This window comes from Mycobacterium sp. NGS57, assembly GCF_059812405.1.
Genome location: NZ_JCALCP010000002.1, coordinates 290,272 through 304,458, shown reverse-complemented (window position 1 = coordinate 304,458; position 14,187 = coordinate 290,272). Strand labels below are relative to the sequence as shown.

Sequence of the window (14,187 nt, the reverse complement as noted above, 5' to 3'; positions counted from 1 at the left end):
CCACCCCACGGCGCACGCACGAGTCAAATGTAACCACGTCAGACACGGGCGGCGCGGTCGTCGGCGGAATCGGTCGCCAGCGCGGCCAGCTCGGCGAGGTCCGGCAGTTCGGCGGGGGTGATCGTCCTACCGGTGCGCACGTAGTGGAACGCGGTGCGCACCGACGCTTCCGGGACCCCGGCCAGCGCGGCCCACGCCAGGCGGTACACCGCGAGCTGGACGGCGGCCTGCCGCAGGGCCTCCGCGCCGCGCGGGGGCTCGCCGGTCTTCCAGTCCACCACGGTGGCGCCACCGTCGGGGTCGGCGAACACCGCGTCGATGCGGCCACGGACCACGGTGTCGCCGATCGGCATTTCGAAGGGCACCTCGACGGCAACCGGGGTGCGTGCCGCCCAACGCGATTGGGTGAACGCGGCCTGCAGCGCGGCCAATTCCGCGGGGTCGCCGACGTCGGAGTCCGCCGCTCCCGGCAGGTCGCCCAGATCGAACAGCGAGTCGGCGCCGTAGAATTTCTGCACCCAGGCGTGAAAAGCGTTGCCGAGCAACGCGTGCGGGTCGGGGCGGGTGGGCAGCCGGTGCACCAGCCGCTGCACGGCCCCGGCCGGGTCGCGGGCCAGATCGACCAGCCCGCTGACCGAGAGCTGGCTGGGCAGCGCGCGGGCCGGCGGGCGCTCCGCGCGCGCCCGCTCGGCCAGCAACGCGTCGACGTCGGCGGCCCAGCCTTCGACGTCGAGGCCGCCGGTGCCGGCCCCCTCGATGTCGCCCGACATGGCGTGGCGCACCAGCGCCGCGCCCGCTTCGGCGTCACCGCGGCGCGCGCCCAGCGGGTCGACGGGCCACTGAGCCTCGATAACGTTGTCACGCAAGGGGTTTGGCTCACCGTCGGCGGGGTCGGACGCCCACTGCTCCACCACCCCGCACGGATCGCCGGCCGCGGCCGAACCGTCGATGATGTCCTTGAGCTCGGACAGGAATTCCGACGGGCCCCGCGGTTTGACGCCGGTGGATCCCCAGTGATGCCCGGAGACGAGCAGGGTGTCCTCGGCGCGGGTGATGGCCACGTACAGCAGCCGGCGCTCCTCGTCGACGCGTCGCTGCTCGAGGCGGCGACGATGCTCGAAGATGGTGTCGGACAACTGCTTTCGGTTGGTGACGGTCGAGGTGTCCAGCACCGGGACACCCAGCGAGCCCGCCGAGGCGCGGTCCCCGCGCAGCAGCGGGGGAAGCTCGGCGGCGTCGGTGAGCCAACTGCTGCGCGACGCCGTCGACGGGAAGATTCCGCCCGACAGGTGCGCCACGGCGACCACCTGCCACTCCAGGCCCTTCGCGGAGTGCACGGTGAGGACCTGGACCCGGTCCCGCGCGACCGTCGACGGGGCGGACGCCAAGCCGTTCTCGACGGTCTCGGCGGCGTCGAGGTAGGCCAGCAGGCCGGCCACCGAGGCGCCCGCCGACGCGTCTGCCGCCGTGCGTTCGGCGTAGCCGGCGACGACGTCGGCGAACGCGTCGAGGTGCTCGGCGCCGGCCCAGGGCCGCCCAGGCCCCGCGGCCGCCCGGACCTCGCAGTCGACGCCCAGCGCGCGACGCACCTCGGCGACCAGGTCGGGCAGGCAATGGCCGAGATGGGCGCGCAGGGTGTGCAGTTCGGCGGCCAGCGCGGTGATGCGTCGATGACCCAACGCCGAGTACGAATCGGCCGGGCCGGGATCGCTGATCGCGTCGGCCAGGCACGGCGCGTCCGAGTCCGGGCCGGCCGCCATCGCGATCGACTCGGGCGACGGCGTGGCGGCCGGGCGCGTGCCGGCGAGGGCGACCGCCCGCCGCCACAGCGCGGCGATGTCCCGGCCGCCGAGGCGCAAGCGCGGGCCCGTCAGCACCCGCATCGCCGCCGCGCCGGCGGTCGGGTCGGCGACCAGCCGCAGCATCGCCACGACGTCGGCGACCTCGGGGATGGCCAGCAGCCCGGCCAGACCGACCACCTCGACCGGAATTCCGCGCGCGCGAAGGGCGTCGGCGACCGGGGCGGCGTCGGCGTTGCGGCGCACCAGCACCGCGGCGGTCGGCGGGGGGACGCCGTCGGCACGTGCCTGCCGGTAGTGCCGGTCGAGTTGGTCGGCGATCCACTCGCGTTCGGCGCCCACGTCGGCGAGCAACGCGCAGCGTACGGTGCCGGGCGCGGCGTCGGGCCGGGGGCGCAGCGCGCGCACCGCCACCGACCGCCGCCGCGCCTCGGCGGAGACGGCGTTGGCCACCCGCAGCACCTCCGGGGGGTTGCGCCAGCTCGTCCGCAGCTCGAGCACCGGCGCCGGGGTGCCGTCGGAACGCGGGAAGTCGGTGGCGAACCGCGGGAGGTTGGTGGCCGAGGCGCCGCGCCAGCCGTAGATCGACTGGATCGGGTCGCCGACGGCCGTCAGGGCGAGCCCGTCGTCGACTCCGCCGCCGAACAGCGCCGACAGCGCGACGCGCTGGGCGTGCCCGGTGTCCTGGTACTCGTCGAGCAGCACCACCCGGTAGCGGCTGCGCAGCTCCTGACCCACCTGCGGGAAGGCCACGGCCAACCGCGCCGCCGAGGCCATCTGGGCGCCGAAGTCCATCACCTTCGCGGCGCGCATGCGCTCGTGCAGCGCGTCGAGCAGCGGTACCAGTTCGGCGCGCTGGGTCTGGGTGGCCAGCAACCGCAGCAGCCACTGGTTGGGGCCGCGGTCGCGCTGGTAGGGGCCGGCCGGCAGGCCGTGGACGAGCCGTTCCAGCTCGACGTGGGTGTCGCGGAGCTGGCGGGTGTCCACCAGGTGTTCGGCCAGCTGGCCCCACAGCCGCAGCACCATCGAGGTGACCGCGGCCGGGGTCTTGTCGGTGCGCAGCTCGCCGCGGTAGCCGTTGACGACCTCGAAGGCCAGCTGCCACAGCTCGGTCTCCCCGAGCAGCCGGGTGTCGGGCTCGACGGGCAACAACAGGCCGTGCTCGCGCAGCAGCGAGCCGGCGAAGGCGTGATAGGTGCTGACCACCGGGGCGCCGCCGGGTTCGGCGGCCGCCACGACGGCGGGGCCGGCGGAGGTCAGGCCGGCCAGGCGCGCCAGCCGGGACCGGACGCGGCGCAACAGCTGGGCGGCGGCCTTACGGGTGAACGTCAGCCCCAGCACCTGGCCGGGCTCGGCGTAGCCGTTGGCGACCAGCCACACCACCCGCGCGGCCATCGTCTCGGTCTTGCCGGCGCCGGCGCCGGCGATGACGACCAGCGGGCCGGGCGGCGCGGCGATGACCGCGGCCTGCTCGTCGGTCGGCGGCAAAAGCCCTAGCGCGCAGGCCAATTCGGCCGGGCTGTGCCGGGGATTCACGGTGCCGACCCGTCGGCGTGGGCCGGGCAGCTCGGCCGGATCGGGCAGTGCGCGCAGCCGTCGTTGCGCCGGGCGACGAACTGCGGCCCGGCCGTCGCGCCGGCCGCACGCCGGACGAGGTCGCGCCACTCGTCCCGGGCCGCGGCAGTCAGCGGGTCCTGCTCGCGCACGGTGGCGCCGCCGGCGCCCGTCTTGCCCACGTACACCAGCCGCGCGCCGCCGGGCTCGGTACCCTCCGGAATCAGCCCCTCGGCCACCGCCAGCTGGTACATCGCCAGCTGTGCGTGCTGTTGCGCGTCGTCCTTGCTGACCGGCGTCTTGCCGGTCTTGATGTCGACGATGACCAGCCGCCCGGCCGCGTCGCGCTCCAGCCGGTCGACCCGCCCGCGCAACCGGATCTCGCCGCCGTTCGGCGTGGGGAGGGTTCCGTCGACGCCGACCTCGACGCCGACCTCGGTGAGTTCGCCGCGGGTGTGCGCCCGCCACTCGAGGAACGCCCCGATCATGGCGCGGTGGCGGGACAGCTCATTGGCCGCATGCCACGGGGCGTCGAAGGGCAGGTGCCGCCAGGCGCGCTCCAGGTCGGCCAGCAATTGCGTCTCCGTCTTGCCCGGCTCGGCGATCAGCGCGTGCAGCACCGAGCCGATGGCGGAGCGCAGGTCCCGCGCGTCGGTGCCGCCGTGGCGTTCGGCCAGCCAGCGCAGCGGGCAGTCGGTGAGCGTCTGCAGGGTCGAGGGGCTCAGCGTCACGACATCCTGCTCGCCGGCACCCCGCAGCGGTTCAGTGGTGCTGACCGGTATCAGGCCGTGCCATCCGGCCGGGTCGGCGCCCGGCACCCCGGCCTTGGCCAGCCGCGCCAATTGCGTTGCCGCGCAGCGGCGCCCGGTCTCGCCCACGGTGCCCGGGGGGGCGCACACGACACCGCGCAGCCGACCGACCAGCGCGGCCGCGGACAACACCCGTGGTGCCGAGTCCGGTTGCGCGTCAACGGGCTCGAGGTCGTCACTGTCTGCCCACTGCGCAATTTCGGCAACGAACGCCGAGGGAACCGCGGCCTCCCCGCCGGCCCCGCCCGCGTCGCCGTCGATGGCCGTCACCAGTAGCCGGCGCCGGGCGCGGCCCATGGCCGCCACCAGCAGCCTGCGCTCCTCGGCCAGCAGCGGCGCCCGCACCGACGCGTCCTCGGTGACGCCGTCCAGCGCGTCGAGCAACCGCTGGGTGCCCAGCACGCCGCCGCGCGGAACGGTGTTGGGCCACAACCCTTCCTGCAAACCGGCGATGACCACGAGGTCCCATTCGTGTCCCAGCGCGGCGTGCGCGCTGAGCACCCGGACCTGCTCGGCCCCCGACGCTTCGGGGTTGGCGCGGGGCAGCTGAAGGGCCGCGACGTGCTCGACGAGCCCGCGCAACGACGCGCCCGGGGTGCGCGACACGTAGTGATCGGTGATGTCGAACAGTGCGGTCACCACCGCCAGGTCCCGGGTGGCCTGCGTGCCGGCGGATCCCCCGCGCTCGGCGGCGGACAGCCAGCGGCGCTGCAGACCGGAGCGGTGCCAGGCCGCCCACAGGGTGTAGCGCGGGTCTTGCCCGTCGCGGTGGCAGCGCACGGCGGCGTCCAGCACCGCGCGCACCCGGCGCAGGGGGCCGGGGCGTGGCGCGTCGGCGTGCAGGGCCTCGACCAGCAGCGCCCCGACGTCGCCCGGCGCCCGGTCGGGGCGGGCCCGCTGCAGCGTCCGGCGCAGCCGGCGCAGCGACACCGGATCGACGCGGCCGATCGGCCCGGTCAGCAACGCCAGTGCCCGCTCGCCGTCGAGCCCGTCGGCGGTGGCGGCCAGCACGGTGAGCAGAGCGCGGGCCGCGGGCTCGTCGGACAACGGTCCGCCCGATGCGGTCGCGGCCACCGGCACGCCTGCGGCGGCCAGTGCGCGCGGCAACCGCGCGCCGGCCCGCGGCACCGACCGGACGACGACCGCCATCTGCGACCACGGCACCCCGTCGACCAGATGCGCGCGCCGCAGCGCGTCGGCGATCATCGCGGCCTCGGCATGCCCCGAGGCGGCCAGGCGCACGGTGACGGATCCCTCCTCGGCCCCGGTACCGTCGATGCGCCGGCCGGCGCCGCCGCCGGGCAGCCGGCTCGCGACGCCGCTGACCGCGCGCGCCACGGCAGGCGCGCAGCGATGCGACACCGTCAGCGTCACCGCCGGCGAATCGTCGGCCAACAGCCCGGATGCCTCACCGCCCCGGAAGCCGAACACCGCCTGGTTGGGGTCACCGGCGACCAGCGTGACCTCGGCGCCCGCGGCCAGCACCCGAACCAGGCGCGCCGCCTGCGGGTCGAGCTGCTGGGCGTCGTCGACCAGCAGCACGCGGACCCGGGCGCGTTCGGCCGCCAGCAGCTCGGGGTCGACCGCGAAGGCCTCCAGCGCCGCGCCCACCAGCTCGGCGGCGCCCAGCGCCGGCGCCGTGGCCTGCGGGGCCGCCGCGCCGACCGCCGCGCGCAGCAGCATCACCTGCTCGTACTGTCGCGCGAACTGCCCGGCGGCCACCCATTCCTGGCGCCGGCACCGGCGGCCGAGGCGCTCCAGTTCCTGCGGGTCGACCCCGCGTTCGGCGCAGCGCGCCAACAGGTTTCGCAGTTCGGTGGCGAAGCCGGCGGTACTCAGGGCGGGTCGCAGCTCGGGCGGCCAGGCGCTCGCCGCGCGGGCGCCGTCCTCGAGGTCACCGGCCAGCAGCTCCCGGATGACGGCGTCCTGTTCGGCGCTGGTGACCAGCCGCGGGGGCGGGTCACCGGCCCGCTCGGCGGCCCGGCGCAACACGGCGTAGGCGTAGCTGTGCACGGTGCGCACCAACGGCTCGCGCACCGCGGTCCGGCCGCGGCCGGTGGCGCCCAGCAACGCCGTCGTCAACGCGCTGCGCGCGCGCATCCCCAGCCGGCCCGAACCGGTAAGCAGCAGAACCGATTCCGGATCGACACCGGCGCCGATCTGGGCGACCGCGGCGTCGACGAGCAGCGCGCTCTTGCCGGTGCCCGGCCCGCCCAGGACACGCACCCGCCCACGCACGCCGGGCGCCAGGGCGGCACCGGCCTCGTCGCTCCAGGTGTGTGGCATGGCTGCATGCAACCACGGGGGTCTGACAACTCGGCGCGGCCGCTGGATACTGGAATCAGAAAACCCCCAACACCAGCCGAGGAGGGATCGAACATCGTGTCTGCTGGCCCAGATGACGGAGTGCCCGAGGCGGACGCGGCCGATCAACACAGAGCGGTCGAAGACGAGGCCGGTTTGGACGCCGCCTACGTCGATGCCGACGCCGCGGCTCGCGAGGCCAACGAGGCCGACGTGATCGAGCAGGCTTTCGTCGTCCCCGTCGCCGACGACGACCGGGACGACTAAGCCGGGCACCGGCGGCGCCCGAACCGGCGACTGGCACCATCGACGGGTGACCGCCGACCTACACGTGCACCGCTACGGCCCGGCGGGTCCAATGCGGCTGCTCGCCCTGCACGGGCTGACCGGTTACGGGGGTCGCTGGCGGCAGCTGGCCGGCTACCTGCCCGAATTCGCCGTCGCCGCACCCGATCTGCTGGGCCACGGGCGGTCGTCGTGGGCGGCGCCGTGGACCATCGACGCCAACGTCGCGGCGCTGGCCGCGCTGCTCGACGAGGAGGCCGCCGAAGGAGGTGCGCCGGTGCTGGTGGTCGGCCACTCGTTCGGCGGGGCGCTGGCGATGCAGCTGGCCGCCGCGCGCCCGGACCGGGTGGCGGCGCTGCTGCTGCTCGACCCGGCGGTCGGCCTGGACGGGGGCTGGATGCGCGACATCGCCCAGGCGATGTTCTGCTCCCCCGACTACCCGCACCCCGACGAAGCGCGCGCGGAGAAGGTGCACGGCTCGTGGTCCGACGTGGACCCGAGATGGCTCGACACCGAGATCGCCGAGCACCTCGTCGAGCTGCCCAACGGGCGATACGGCTGGCGGGTGAGCCCGCCGGCGATGATGTCGTACTGGAGCGAGCTGGCCCGCGACGCCGTGCTGCCGCCCCCCGGGACGGCCACGGTGCTGGTGCGCGCCACGCTGACGTCCCCGCCGTATGTCGGCGAACGCCTGATCGCGGGGCTGCGGCAGCGGCTGGGAACCGACTTCCGGCTGCTGGATTTCGAGTGCAACCACATGGTGCCCTACGCCCGGCCCGACGAGGTGGCGGCGCTGGTCCGCGAGCTGACGGGACCCCGCTGAGAGTGGCGCCGGTGACCGACGAACAGGTCGAGCGGGTGCGCGCGCTGGTCGCGGCGATCCCCTCCGGCCGGGTCGCCACCTACGGCGACATCGCCTCCGCCGCAGGGCTTTCCAGCCCGCGCATCGTCGGGTGGATCATGCGCACCGATTCCTCGGATCTGCCCTGGCACCGCGTCATCACCGCGTCGGGCCGCCCCGCGCGGCACTTGACCACCCGGCAGCTGGAGCACCTGCGCGCCGAAGGCGTGCTGGCCGTCGACGGCAGGGTCGCGCTGAACGAGGTCCGCTACGAGTTTTAAAGCACCAGCCGGACCAGCGCCGCGGTGCGGGCCAGGCCCGGGAACGCTTCGGCGGTCGACCGCGGGTGCAGGGCGTGCACCGCCAGGCGAAAGATCAACGCCCGCAACAACATCTGCGGCCACTCCGGAAGCGCGTTCCAGCGTTCGATGAGTCCGTCGTCGGCCTCTCCCCAGGACAGCGCGTCGACGACGACGACGCCCGCGGCCCACGACGCCGGGCGCCAGTACGGGGTGATATCGGTGATTCCCGGCGCCGCGGTGCCCACGAAAAGCACTGTGCCGTAAAGGTCTCCGTGCACCAGCTGGTTGGCGCTCTTGGTGGGCTTGCGCAGCGAGGCGAGCTGGTTGATCAGCTCGATCGAACGTTCGCCGTCGGCGGTCGACGGCGCGGTCCGCGCACCCGGCGGCACCGACGCCAGCGGCCGCTCCTCCCACGCGGCGCGATCGGCGGCGATGAAGACGTCGACGTCGCTCCACGGCGCGGTGGGTCCCTGGGTCAGGAAGCGGGGGCGCTCCAGCTTGCCGGTCGCCTCGTGCAGCCGCACCGCCGCCGAGACGACCTCGTCGTGGCGGGGCTCCGGGGTGCCGGCGACGAAGGTGTCCGCCCGCCACCCCGACACCACGTAACGGCCGTCGGTCGAGCGCACCGGCCGGGCCAGGCGCACGCCGTCCACGAACAACGTCTCGCGCACCCGCGCCGACCAGGCCGCGCGCGCGTGGTCGGCGACGATCGACAGGACGACTTCGCCGCATCGCCAGCCGCCCTCCCAGCCGGCCCCCAGGGCAACGGGCTTCGCACCGGTCAAACCGAACGCCGCCAGCACATGCTCCGGCGGTGGCTCGACAGTCACACGGAAAGCGTAGACGAGGCCAACACGTGGCGACCGCAAGCGCGGCGAAGCCGGGCGCTGCGGGTCGCCACCACACAACTGGGGTTTCGGGTCAGTACATGACCATGTCGGGTTGCATCTGCTTGGCCCAGGCCACGATCCCGCCCTGCAAATGGACCGCGTCGGAAAAACCGGCCTTTTTCACCTCGGCCAGCGCCTCGGCCGAGCGCACGCCCGTCTTGCAGTACAGCACCGCCGTGCGGTCGTGGGGCAGGCGCGCCAGGCCCTCCCCGGAACTGATCGACGACATCGGGATCAGCTGGGCGCCGTCGATGTGATTGATGTCCCATTCGCCCGGCTCCCGGACGTCGATCAGGGCCAGCTTCGTGCCGGAGTCCATCAGCTGGCGCAACTCCCGCGGCGTGATGGCGGAATCGGCGGCGGCTTCCGGGGACGCCGCGCCGCAGAAGTCCTCGTAGTCGATCAGTTCGGTGATCCTGGGGCTGGCGGGGTCCTTGCGGATCCCGATCGTGCGGTAGCTCATCTCCAGCGCGTCGTAGATCATCAGCCGGCCCAGCAGCGACTCGCCGATGCCGGTGATCAGCTTGATCGCCTCGGTGCACATCACCGACGCGATCGAGGCGCAGATGACGCCCAGCACACCGCCCTCGGCGCAGGACGGGACCAGGCCGGGGGGCGGGGGCTCGGGGTAGAGGTCGCGGTAGTTCAGGCCGCGCTTATTGCCGCCCTCGTCGGCCGGCGCGTCCTCCCAGAACACCGACACCTGGCCCTCGAAGCGGTAGATCGACCCCCACACGTACGGCTTTTTCGCCAGTACCGCGGCGTCGTTGACCAGGTAGCGGGTGGCGAAGTTGTCAGTGCCGTCGAGGATCAGGTCGTACTGGCCGAACAGGTCGACGGCGTTGGCGGGCTCGAGCCGGAATTCGTGCAACCGCACGTCGACCAGCGGGTTGATGGCGGCGATCGAGTCGCGCGCCGACTGTGCCTTGGGCCGACCGACGTCGGCGGTCCCGTGGATGATCTGGCGCTGCAGATTCGACTCTTCGACGACGTCGAACTCGACGATGCCGATGGTGCCGACACCGGCCGCGGCCAGGTACAGCAGCGTCGGCGCGCCGAGGCCCCCGGCGCCGATCACCAGCACCCGGGCGTTCTTCAGCCGCTTCTGCCCGTCGGCGCCCAGGTCGGGAATGATCAGATGGCGGCTGTAGCGGGCCACCTCATCGCGACTCAGTTCGCCGGCGGGCTCCACTAGCGGTGGCAGTGACGACGACACCTATCCATCACAGCACCCGCGCGCCCAGGCTGCACACAGATCGCGTCTGAGGCCGGAATCACGCGCTGACGGCAGTCTCGGCGCAAACGGTTCTCAGGCGATCGGATACGGCCAGGGATTGAACCGGCAGACCTTGCCGTCGGCCTTGACGAAGTCGGGGTCGAACTTGGCGGCGTCGTCGTTGGCCGTGGAGAACGTCTGCTGCATCATCACCGGCGCGAGGCCGCCCTGCTGCTCGCAGGGTTCGTGGCGCACGTACCCGATGGCGTGGCCGACCTCGTGGTTGATCACGTACTGCCGATAGGAACCGATGTCGCCCTCGAAGGGCACGGCCCCGCGCACCCAGCGCGCCTCGTTGATGAACACCCGCGCCTGCCGGTCGGCGCCGTAAACCGGGTTGTAGCACGACGTCTCGAGCCGGAATTCGTAGCCGCAGCCGCCGCGCACCGTCACCGGGGACACCAGCGAGATGCGAAAGTCGGGCTTCGCCTTGTTGTTTGGGTCGCTGGCGTCGAGGCGGACGAACGCGAATTGCGGGTTGTGCGTCCAGCCCTTGGGGTTGGCCAGCGTCTGGTCGACCATCTGGGCGAAGGCCTCGTCGCCGCCGAACATCGTGGGGTCGATGCCGTTTTCGACCTCGACGGTGTAGTGGAACACCTTGCCGGTGCCCTGCCCGATCTGCGGCGTCGCGCCGGGCACCACGTGCCACGTCTTGTCGCCCGCCTCGGTGAAGGGGCCGCCGTCGGGCAGCGTACCGGCCGGCAGGTTGGCGTCGAAGGCCGCGAGCCCCCGCGGCGGCGCGTCCATGATCGACGTGCCCACCGCGCCGATGTCCGGCGTGCTCTGGATGGATTGGGTCGCCGTCGGTTTCGGCGCGCCGGTGCCGGTCACCGCCTGGTAGATCACCAGCCCGGTGAGCACCGCCAGCGCGGGCAACGCGTACGCGCGCCAACCGTAGGTGGAGACGAACCGGCCCAGCCAGGTCTGCTTGCGCCAGCGGCGCGATCGCTCCCGGTCGACCCGGGGCCGCCCGGCGTCCCGGGCGATCGGGTCACGCAGCGCCCGCAGCGGTTCCCGCCACTCGTCGCGCAGCACCGGAACCCGGCCGGGGCCGTGAGAGGGCCGCTGGGACGTCATTTTCCCAGGATTGCACAGCACGCGCGGTGGGTGCCCTTGGCGCGCCCGAATGCGCCGCGCTGGGCCGGTCGACCGCCGCCACCGGCGCGGACTGCGGCGATAGCGATCGTGCCGGCCCGGCGGGTAGTAAGGTCGTTGCGACTAGCCGCGCGCGGCTGGCCCCGGGGGCGGACGGCCAGTTGCACCGATCGAATGAGGACTCGATGAGCGATCTCGCCAAGGCGGGGCCACGACGTGCCGTCAAACCGGCCGAGCGTGTTCGGCCGGGCGACGCCCCGCGCGACAGCATCGCGACCGCCAACCGGCGCGGCAACCGCCTGCCCCGCGACGAGCGCCGTGGCCAGCTGCTGATCGTCGCGAGCGACGTCTTCGTCAACCACGGCTACCACGCAGCCGGCATGGACGAGATCGCCGACCGCGCCGGTGTCAGCAAACCCGTTCTGTACCAACATTTTTCGAGCAAGCTGGAGCTCTACCTGGCGGTGCTGCACCGGCACGTCGAAAACCTGGTCACCGGGGTGCAGCAGGCCCTGAGCACCACCACCGACAACCGGCGGCGCCTGCACGCGGCGGTGCAGGCGTTCTTCGACTTCATCGAGCACGACAGCCAGGGTTACCGGCTGATCTTCGAGAACGACTACGTCACCGAGCCCGAGGTGGCCGCGCAGGTGCGGGTGGCCACCGAGGCGTGCATCGACGCCGTTTTCGACCTGATCAGCGCCGATTCGGGGCTGGACCCGCATCGCGCCCGGATGATCGCGGTCGGACTGGTCGGCATCAGCGTGGACTGCGCCCGCTACTGGCTGGACTCCGACCGTCCGATCTCCAAGTCCGACGCCGTCGACGGCACCGTCCAGTTCGCCTGGGGCGGGCTGTCACACGTGCCGCTTACTCGCCCTTAGCGGCCTTTCCCGCGGCCTTGGCGGCGGCCGATTCGGCGCCGATCCCGAACCCGACCCGGCGGGCGTCGGCGACACCGATCTCGACGTACGCGATCTTGGTGCTCTGGATCAAAAACCGGCGGCCGCGCTCGTCGCTGAGGCTGAGCAGACCGGAGGCGTCGCGCAGCGCGGCCCCGACGAGTTCCTCCACCTCGGCGGGCGTCTGCGCGCTGGACAGGACCAGCTCGCGCGGACTGTCCGTGATACCGATCTTGACCTCCACCGTGGCCCCTTCCGAGTGCTGTAAAGCGTATTGAACTTCTCAGACGTCATCCGACGTGTCAGCAGCAGGCTAGTGGACGCCCGCGCGGTGCATGTCCCCCCGGGCCGTGGTTCGCGATGAGCGAAACGTCGTCCGCACGAACATAACGATTCGCTCCCAGCTCGGCCAACATGGCGCGAACCGCCCGGCTCGGACTCGGCCACATCCGTAACATCGGCACCATCAGAAACATGCTCACCGATCGTCTCGGCCCAGTTCACGACTACCCCGACGACGACAGCTACGACGGAGCCGACACCGACGTCCTGGACGGCTACGGCGAGCTGGCGTGGCCGGCGGACACCCGCTGGCGCCCGGCGGCGGCGATCCTGGGCACCGTGGTGGCCGTCGGCGCCATCGCGACCGCGGTCATCATCAACAGCGGCGACAGCGCGTCGACGAAGGCTACCGTCGGGGCGCCCGCTCCCCACACGCTGACCTCGGCGCCGGCGCCCAGCGCGTCCAGTCCCGTGCCCAGGACGTCGGCGCCCCAACTGCCGGAGACGGTGACGACGGTGGCCCCGCCGCCCAGCGCGTCGCCGGTCCCGGTGCCGGCGCAGACGCCGACGGCCGCGCCGCCCCCCGTCGCCGCGCCGCCCCCGGTCGCGCTGAACCCGCGGACGGTCGTCTACAGCGTGACCGGCACCAAACAGCTGCTGGACCTGGTGAACATCGTCTACACCGACGCCCGCGGCTACCAGCATTCCGAGTTCAACGTGTCGCTGCCGTGGTCGAAGGTGATCGTCCTGAATCCGGGCGTGCAGACGTTCTCCGTGGTGGCGACCAGCTTCTTGAGCCATCTCAACTGCTCCGTCGTCAATGCCGCCGGCCAACCGGTGGCGATGTCGGCCAACGGCGGCCCGGTGGCCACCTGCGCCCCTTAGCTCAGGCCGAGCTCGCGAATCCGCCGGTCGTGCGTCTGCTGCAGGCGATCGAAGAACGCGCTGAGCTGGCCCAGGCCGCCCGGACCGGCCACCACCAGGTCGACCAGCTCGTCGTGCTCGGCCAGCACGTACTGGGCCTGCGTGATCGCCTCGCCGAACAGGCGACGGGACCATAGCGCCAGCCGGCTGCGCTGTTTGCCGCTCGACATCACCGCGGCGCGCACCTCGGCCACGACGAACTGCGAGTGCCCCGTTTCGGCCAGCGCCGCGCGCACCACGTCGGCGACCTCGTCGGGCAGCCCGTCGGCGATCTCGAGGTACAGGTCTGCGGCCAGCGCGTCACCCACGTACGTCTTGACCAGGGCTTCCAACCACGTGCTCGGCATCGTCAGGCGGTGGTAGTTCTCCAGCGCCGAGACGTACTTGGACATGGCCGCGACGACGTCGACGCCGCGGCTCTCCAGGGCGTCGCGCAGCAGCTCGTAGTGCGCCATCTCGGCGGCGGCCATGCACGCCATGGAGATGCGTCCCCGCAGGTCGGGTGCCATCCGCGCCTCGTCGGTGAGCCGGTAGAACGCGGCGACCTCGCCGTAGGCCAGCACCGCGAACAACTCGTTGACGCCCGGGTGGTCCGCCGACAGGCGGGGGCCGGGCGAAGTGTCCACCTGGCCGGCCGACGGGGACGCTGGTGAGGGCGGGGTCATGGCAACACTGTAGTCGGCGCAATTGGGACAACCTGGGCGCCGGCTGTCGACCAGCTATCATGGAATGCGGTATTGGCGAATATTCAGTAGCAAGCCGGTACCGGCGAAATGTGCGTGCACAGCTGGCCCGCCCGGCCTGAGCCCCGCTCAGGCTGTAACGAGGGCCGCGACTCGGCGACGAATCGGAGTCGGAACTCGTGCGCGCGTGACCGCGACAGAGAACACCGACAACATCGATACCGTCACCGAAAGGCTTGCC

General features: G+C 72.9%; 12 protein-coding genes. 5 read left to right on the top strand and 7 right to left on the bottom strand.

All coding sequences use genetic code 11. The features are described 5' to 3' along the window. Positions 1 to 38 precede the first annotated feature (38 nt). Entirely contained in the window at positions 39 to 3,335 is a 3,297-nt protein-coding gene (locus tag AC5Y43_RS04845) for an ATP-dependent helicase (protein ID WP_499969888.1), read from the bottom strand. Continuing rightward, positions 3,332 to 6,448 carry an ATP-dependent helicase gene (locus tag AC5Y43_RS04840; RefSeq protein ID WP_499969886.1) on the bottom strand — a complete coding sequence of 1,039 codons (3,117 nt, stop codon included), beginning with the start codon at positions 6,446 to 6,448 and terminating at the stop codon, positions 3,332 to 3,334. The genes AC5Y43_RS04845 and AC5Y43_RS04840 overlap by 4 nt, the downstream gene beginning before the upstream one ends. A 93-nt stretch (positions 6,449 to 6,541) precedes the next feature. On the opposite strand from AC5Y43_RS04840, the gene AC5Y43_RS04835 reads away from it, so the two are divergent. From AC5Y43_RS04835 to AC5Y43_RS04825, 3 genes are read left to right on the top strand one after another with little or no spacing between them, the layout of a single operon-like run. Continuing rightward, complete coding sequence (locus AC5Y43_RS04835; protein ID WP_499970436.1) at positions 6,542 to 6,733, top strand: Rv3202a family protein; 192 nt, start codon at positions 6,542 to 6,544, stop codon at positions 6,731 to 6,733. Between the two features lie 46 nt (positions 6,734 to 6,779). Further along, entirely contained in the window at positions 6,780 to 7,574 is a 795-nt protein-coding gene (locus tag AC5Y43_RS04830; RefSeq protein WP_499969885.1) for an alpha/beta fold hydrolase, read from the top strand. A 2-nt stretch (positions 7,575 to 7,576) separates the two neighbouring features. Then, complete coding sequence (locus AC5Y43_RS04825) at positions 7,577 to 7,873, top strand: MGMT family protein (protein ID WP_499969884.1); 297 nt, start codon at positions 7,577 to 7,579, stop codon at positions 7,871 to 7,873. On the opposite strand, the gene AC5Y43_RS04820 is transcribed toward AC5Y43_RS04825, so the two are convergent. The 3 genes from AC5Y43_RS04820 to AC5Y43_RS04810 form a co-directional block, all read right to left on the bottom strand. After that, positions 7,870 to 8,724 (bottom strand): TIGR02569 family protein, encoded by an 855-nt coding sequence (locus AC5Y43_RS04820; protein WP_499969882.1) that lies wholly within the window; start codon positions 8,722 to 8,724, stop codon positions 7,870 to 7,872. The two genes, AC5Y43_RS04825 and AC5Y43_RS04820, sit on opposite strands and share 4 nt — an antisense overlap. 91 nt (positions 8,725 to 8,815) lie before the next feature. Next, positions 8,816 to 10,000 (bottom strand): adenylyltransferase/sulfurtransferase MoeZ, encoded by a 1,185-nt coding sequence (moeZ, locus tag AC5Y43_RS04815; RefSeq protein WP_499969881.1) that lies wholly within the window; start codon positions 9,998 to 10,000, stop codon positions 8,816 to 8,818. A gap of 93 nt (positions 10,001 to 10,093) precedes the next feature. Beyond that, positions 10,094 to 11,137, bottom strand: a complete 1,044-nt coding sequence (locus AC5Y43_RS04810) for a DUF3152 domain-containing protein (protein ID WP_499969880.1) — start codon at positions 11,135 to 11,137, stop codon at positions 10,094 to 10,096. A gap of 203 nt (positions 11,138 to 11,340) precedes the next feature. Here AC5Y43_RS04810 and fasR point away from each other — a divergent pair, with 203 nt between their 5' ends. Further along, the gene (fasR, locus tag AC5Y43_RS04805) at positions 11,341 to 12,039 is read left to right on the top strand and encodes an HTH-type transcriptional activator FasR (RefSeq protein WP_499969879.1); all 699 of its coding nucleotides are present in this window, start codon (positions 11,341 to 11,343) and stop codon (positions 12,037 to 12,039) included. Here the strand turns inward: fasR and AC5Y43_RS04800 are convergent. Next, positions 12,026 to 12,301: a DUF3107 domain-containing protein gene (locus tag AC5Y43_RS04800; protein WP_499969877.1), complete on the bottom strand. Its 276-nt coding sequence runs from the start codon at positions 12,299 to 12,301 to the stop codon at positions 12,026 to 12,028. The genes fasR and AC5Y43_RS04800 overlap by 14 nt on opposite strands. A gap of 212 nt (positions 12,302 to 12,513) precedes the next feature. On the opposite strand from AC5Y43_RS04800, the gene AC5Y43_RS04795 reads away from it, so the two are divergent. Beyond that, entirely contained in the window at positions 12,514 to 13,224 is a 711-nt protein-coding gene (locus AC5Y43_RS04795) for an MmpS family transport accessory protein (protein ID WP_499970434.1), read from the top strand. On the opposite strand, the gene AC5Y43_RS04790 is transcribed toward AC5Y43_RS04795, so the two are convergent. Continuing rightward, positions 13,221 to 13,928 (bottom strand): ferritin-like fold-containing protein, encoded by a 708-nt coding sequence (locus AC5Y43_RS04790; RefSeq protein WP_499969876.1) that lies wholly within the window; start codon positions 13,926 to 13,928, stop codon positions 13,221 to 13,223. The two genes, AC5Y43_RS04795 and AC5Y43_RS04790, sit on opposite strands and share 4 nt — an antisense overlap. Positions 13,929 to 14,187: the final 259 nt, after the last annotated feature.

Bases quoted from the DNA above. Each gene is read 5' to 3' on its own strand.
- AC5Y43_RS04840 (WP_499969886.1), bottom strand. From the start codon at position 6,448: ATGCCACACACCTGGAGCGACGAGGCCGGTGCCGCCCTGGCGCCCGGC.
- AC5Y43_RS04790 (WP_499969876.1), bottom strand. From the start codon at position 13,928: ATGACCCCGCCCTCACCAGCGTCCCCGTCGGCCGGCCAGGTGGACACT.
- AC5Y43_RS04810 (WP_499969880.1), bottom strand. From the start codon at position 11,137: ATGACGTCCCAGCGGCCCTCTCACGGCCCCGGCCGGGTTCCGGTGCTG.
- fasR (WP_499969879.1), top strand. From the start codon at position 11,341: ATGAGCGATCTCGCCAAGGCGGGGCCACGACGTGCCGTCAAACCGGCC.